At 51.6% G+C, this 5,371-nt stretch carries 5 protein-coding genes and 1 other RNA gene; 1 reads left to right on the top strand and 5 read right to left on the bottom strand.

Annotation, left to right across the window (positions count from 1 at the left end; translation table 11 throughout):
• Positions 1–112 (top strand): hypothetical protein (locus ACUU1M_RS18505; RefSeq protein ID WP_262825898.1); only part of this gene is annotated, 112 nt, incomplete at its 5' end.
• Positions 113–608: 496 nt separating this feature from the next.
• On the opposite strand, the gene rnpB is transcribed toward ACUU1M_RS18505, so the two are convergent.
• From rnpB to garP, 5 genes are all read right to left on the bottom strand, one after another.
• Positions 609–985, bottom strand: an RNA gene (rnpB, locus tag ACUU1M_RS18500) — RNase P RNA component class A.
• Between the two features lie 32 nt (positions 986–1,017).
• Positions 1,018–2,163, bottom strand: a complete 1,146-nt coding sequence (gene garK, locus ACUU1M_RS18495; protein WP_005076824.1) for a glycerate 2-kinase — start codon at positions 2,161–2,163, stop codon at positions 1,018–1,020.
• A 96-nt stretch (positions 2,164–2,259) separates the two neighbouring features.
• Positions 2,260–3,150 carry a 2-hydroxy-3-oxopropionate reductase gene (garR, locus tag ACUU1M_RS18490; protein WP_152029034.1) on the bottom strand — a complete coding sequence of 297 codons (891 nt, stop codon included), beginning with the start codon at positions 3,148–3,150 and terminating at the stop codon, positions 2,260–2,262.
• 29 nt (positions 3,151–3,179) lie between these two features.
• The gene (gene garL / locus ACUU1M_RS18485; RefSeq protein ID WP_001058216.1) at positions 3,180–3,950 is read right to left on the bottom strand and encodes a 2-dehydro-3-deoxyglucarate aldolase; all 771 of its coding nucleotides are present in this window, start codon (positions 3,948–3,950) and stop codon (positions 3,180–3,182) included.
• Between the two features lie 15 nt (positions 3,951–3,965).
• Positions 3,966–5,300, bottom strand: a complete 1,335-nt coding sequence (garP, locus tag ACUU1M_RS18480; protein ID WP_000599645.1) for a galactarate/glucarate/glycerate transporter GarP — start codon at positions 5,298–5,300, stop codon at positions 3,966–3,968.
• Between the last annotated feature and the right edge of the window lie 71 nt (positions 5,301–5,371).

Genomic DNA, 5,371 nt, shown 5'->3' with positions numbered 1-5,371 from the left:
CAATGGCTTTGAGGTCGGGGAATATAACACATATGAAGCATATAACTCAGAGAATCAATATTTTACCAGAGAGGACTATACGTATAATTACGACCTTTTAAATGCAATATAGACTTAATAACTTCTTACAAAGTCTATTATTAATACCGTAGATATTCATCTTACCCTGAGCACCAAAAGCAAAAACTTATCGACGCGGGTTTGAAACTGATGGCAACCGCAAAAATGCCTGATGCGCTACGCTTATCAGGCCTACGCCATCTCTGCAATATATTGAATTTGCGTGCTTTTGTAGGCAGGATAAGGCGTTCACGCAGCATCCGGCATGAATAAAGCGCACTCAACAATCTGAAACCCGCCGGAACGGTTTATTACGTACATCAGGTGAAACTGACCGATAATCCGCTTTCTTTTGGGTATAGTGTCGTGGACAGTCATTCATCTTTCTGCCCCTCCAAAAGCAAAAACCCGCCGAAGCGGGTTTTTACGTATATCAGGTGAAACTGACCGATAAGCCGCTTTCTTTTGGGTATAGCGTCGTGGACAGTCATTCATCTTTCTGCCCCTCCAAAAGCAAAAACCCGCCGAAGCGGGTTTTTACGTAAAACAGGTGAAACTGACCGATAAGCCGGGTTCTGTCGTGGACAGTCATTCATCTAGGCCAGCAATCGCTCACTGGCTCAAGCAGCCTACCCGGGTTCAGTACGGGCCGTACCTTATGAACCCCTATTTGGCCTTGCTCCGGGTGGAGTTTACCGTGCCACGGACTGTTACCAGCCGCGCGGTGCGCTCTTACCGCACCCTTTCACCCTTACCTGATCCCGCTTGCACGGGCCATCGGCGGTTTGCTCTCTGTTGCACTGGTCGTGGGTTTCCCCCCCAGGCGTTACCTGGCACCCTGCCCTATGGAGCCCGGACTTTCCTCCCCTCCGCCCGTCTCCCCCGAAGAGGACGACAACGAAGCGGCGACTGTCTGGTCAGCTTCGGCGCGCAGTATAGAGGGTTTGCGCGCCCTTGTCACCCCGCGTTGCGCATTCCAATCGCCAGTGTCGCGGCAATATTACGTGAAGCACGGCAGATATTGTCATAAGCCCCGCGGAATGCTTCGTCCAACGTACCTATGCTGGTCAATACGCTGAAGACCGCATCAATGCCATGCTGATGTACAACGCCAACATCATCGGTCAGGCTACCCGCAATGCCAATCACCGGTTTATGGTACTTCTTCGCCACGTTTGCGACGCCAATCGGTACCTTGCCGTGAATACTCTGGCTGTCAATACGCCCTTCACCGGTGATCACCAGCGTACAATCGTGAATATGTTCCTCCAGATTCAGCGCCGTAGTGACGATTTCAATACCACTTTTCAGTTCCGCACCAAGAAACGCCATCAGCGCCGCACCCATACCGCCCGCAGCTCCTGCGCCGGGGACATCTTTTACATCAACATGCAGCGCTTTTTTAATGACATCGGCATAGTGAGAGAGGTTATTGTCCAGCTCAACAATCATCGCTTCACTGGCTCCCTTTTGTGAGCCAAAGATGCGCGATGCACCGTTATCGCCCACCAGCGGATTGGTGACATCACAAGCGACGCGAATGACGCAATCTTTTAAGCGCGGATCGAGGCCGGAAATATCAATATCATTCAGAGTATTAAGACTACCGCCGCCAAAACCAATTTCATTGCCGTTGGCGTCGCATAATTTCGCCCCCAGCGCCTGTACCATGCCTGCGCCGCCATCATTTGTAGCGCTACCGCCAATGCCGATAATAATGTTTGTCGCGCCGCTCTCCAGCGCCTGCAGGATTAACTCGCCTGTGCCGCGTGAAGTGGTCACGAGTGGATCGCGTTTTTCCGCAGGTACCAGCTCCAGCCCACTGGCCGCCGCCATTTCAATAAACGCGGTTTTGCCATCGCCGGAGATCCCCCAACTGGCATTCACTTTCTCGCCCAGCGGCCCTGTAACCCAGGCGTGACGTTCAGAACCCTGGGTGGCTGCAATCATCGCTTCCACCGTTCCTTCGCCACCGTCGGCAACCGGAATAGAAACGTACTGTGCATCAGGAAAAATTTCCCGAAATCCTTTTTCTATCGCCTGCGCAACCTCGCTGGCAGATAAACTTTCTTTATAAGAGTCTGGGGCGATTACGATTTTCATACCTATGCCTGTTACCACATGACGCCGGAGGGCGTTTCTCTTATTCGGCCTGGATTCCAGGCCCGGATTGCAATACGCCATCCGGGCACGACGTCATTAACGAGTAACTTCGACTTTCGCCAGTTTTTCGTAGTAGCACGCCAGGGCGCTATGATCCGCCGTTCCTAAACCATCTGCTCGCAGTGCCTGCATCATCTCCATAACCGCAGCTGTGAGCGGCAGTTGCGCGCCGACGCCGTGGGAAGTATCCAGCGCATTTGCCAGATCCTTAATATGCAGATCAATACGGAAGCCCGGCTTGAAGTTGCGGTCCATCACCATCGGCGCTTTGACATCCAGCACGGTACTGCCCGCCAGTCCACCGCGAATTGCCTGATACACCAGGTCCGGGTTAACGCCCGCTTTAGTTGCCAGCGTTAACGCTTCTGACATCGCGGCAATATTCAGCGCCACAATGACCTGATTCGCCAGTTTGGTGACGTTACCTGCACCAATTGCCCCGGTATGCACCACGGAACCCGCCATTGCTTTCATCAAATCATAGTATTTGTCGAAAATAGCCTTGTCGCCGCCCACCATCACTGACAGCGTACCGTCGATGGCTTTCGGTTCACCGCCGCTCACCGGAGCATCCAGCATATCAATGCCTTTCGCTTTCAGCGCTTCGCTGATTTCACGGCTTGCCAGCGGTGCGATAGAACTCATATCGATCAATACCGTACCTGGCTTCGCGCCTTCAATAATGCCATTCTCACCCAGCGCCACCTCTTTCACATGAGGGGAGTTTGGCAGCATGGTTATGATGACGTCGCACTGTTCAGCGATCGCTTTAGCCGTAGAGGCTGTTTCTGCACCTGCAGCAATCACGTCAGCAATAGCTTCTGGGTTACGGTCAGCAACCACCAGCGAGTAACCTGCTTTCAGAAGGTTTTTACTCATTGGTTTACCCATAATCCCCAGGCCAATAAAACCAACTTTCATAGTCATATCAATCATCTCTCTTGTTGCGGTGGTGGTTATTTTTTAAAGGTATCAGCCAGTTTATGAGTGGCAGAGCGGAAGACGCCGAGATCGCTGCCGACAGCCACAAACGTCGCGCCCCATTCCAGATAACGACGCGCATCGGCTTCGACCGGCGCGAGGATACCGCTGGGTTTGCCGTGCGCGCTGGCACAGTTAAAAATGTGCTGAATTGCTTTTTGTACATCCGGGTGTGATGCATTGCCGAGATGGCCTAATGCCGCGGCCAGATCGCTGGGGCCGACGAAGATGCAGTCTACGCCTTCGGTAGCGGCAATGGCATCGACGTTATCTACGCCCTGCTGACTTTCTATCTGGACCAGAATAGTGATGTTCTTGTTCGACTGAGCGAAATAATCCGCCACGGTGCCAAACATATTGGCGCGGTGAGAAACGGAGACGCCGCGAATGCCTTCCGGTGGGTAACGGGTTGATGCCACCGCCTGCTCTGCTTCCTCTTTTGTTTCTACAAAAGGAATCAGGAAGTTATAGAAACCGATATCCAGAAGACGCTTAATAATTACCGGCTCGTTGGTCGGCACTCGCACTACTGGCGCGCTGGCGCTGCCTTTCAAGGCCATTAACTGCGGAATAAACGTGGAGATATCGTTTGGCGCATGTTCGCCATCCAGCACCAGCCAGTCAAACCCAGCCAAACCAAGAACTTCAGTGCTAATCGGGTTAGAGAGTGCTGACCAGCAACCAATTTGTACCTGTTTCGCAGCCAGTGCGGCTTTGAATTTATTCGGGAAAACATCGTTATTCATCGCTTATACCTTTGCTTATTTCTGCAATTCCATACGTTTAATGTCGCCAACTACGAAGAGGTAGCAGACCATCGCCATCAGCGCTGAACATCCCACGAAAACCAGTGCTGCATTGAAAGAGTGCAGTTCACTTACCAGGTAGCCAATCACCAGTGGAGTGACAATGGAGGCAACATTGCCAAAGACGTTAAAGACGCCGCCACAGAGGCCAACAATCTCTTTCGGCGCGGTGTCAGAAATCACCGGCCAGCCCAGAGCACCAAATCCTTTGCCAAAAAAAGCCAGCGCCATCAGCATGACCACCAGCGTGGTGTTGTTGGTGTAGTTACATAAGATGATGGTAGAAGCCAGCAACATTCCCAGCACAATCGGTAGCTTACGTGCCAGGGTCAGGGATAAACCGCGTTTGATCAGATAATCCGAGAAGACACCTCCCAGCACGCCGCCCGCAAAACCACACAGTGCCGGAATCGAGGCGACCAGACCCACTTTCAGAATCGACATGCCTTTTTCCTGCACCAGATAAATCGGGAACCAGGTGAGGAAGAACCAGGTGATGGTGTTGATAAAATATTGTCCGAAAAATACGCCCAACATCATGCGGTTAGAGAGCAATTGCTTGATGTAATGCAGTTTGGGACCGCTTGCTGCCGCGCTGCCCGGCTTTTTGTGGTCCATATCGACCACCGCGCCATTTTCAGAGATAAACTTCAGCTCTTCCTCAGACATACGTGGGTGATCTGTCGGGTTATGAATCAACTTGATCCACAGCGCCGTCAGCACAAAACCAATCCCCCCCATAACGGTAAAGACGTGCTCCCATCCCCAGGCGAAAGTCAGCCAGCCAAGCAGAGGCGAAAAGAGCGCCAGCGAGAAATATTGTGCCGAGTTAAAGATGGCGGAGGCAGTACCACGTTCTTTCGTCGGGAACCAGGCGGCGACAATACGGGCGTTCGCCGGGAATGATGGAGCTTCCGAGAATCCCAGCATAAAGCGCATAAAGAACATGGAGATCCCTGCCCAGGCCAGCGGGAACATATCAACAAAGCCTTGCAGGAAGGTGAACAGCGACCAGAAAAAGAGGCTGTAGGTGTAAACTTTTTTCGAGCCAAACTTATCAAGCAACCAGCCGCCGGGGATTTGCATCAGCAAGTAGGCCCAGCCAAAAGCGGAGAAGATGTAACCCATCGAAACCGCACTTAACTGCAACTCTTTTGCCACTTCGGTACCAGCAATAGACAGCGTTGCACGATCGGCGTAGTTAACGGCGGTAACAATAAAAATAATCAGTAATATTAAATAGCGGGTATGCACACCTTTCCTTTTTTCGTCAACGGTGTCCAGAATCATTTTATTTACCTCGGGTACTTATGCTGATTTTTATTATTATGGGGAAGGTGTTATTTATAAGTTTCATTTAT

This window comes from Shigella sp. SIG6 (assembly GCF_053555815.1).
The sequence above is the reverse complement of the archived record's forward strand: the minus strand, read 5'-3'. Positions and strand labels throughout refer to the sequence as shown.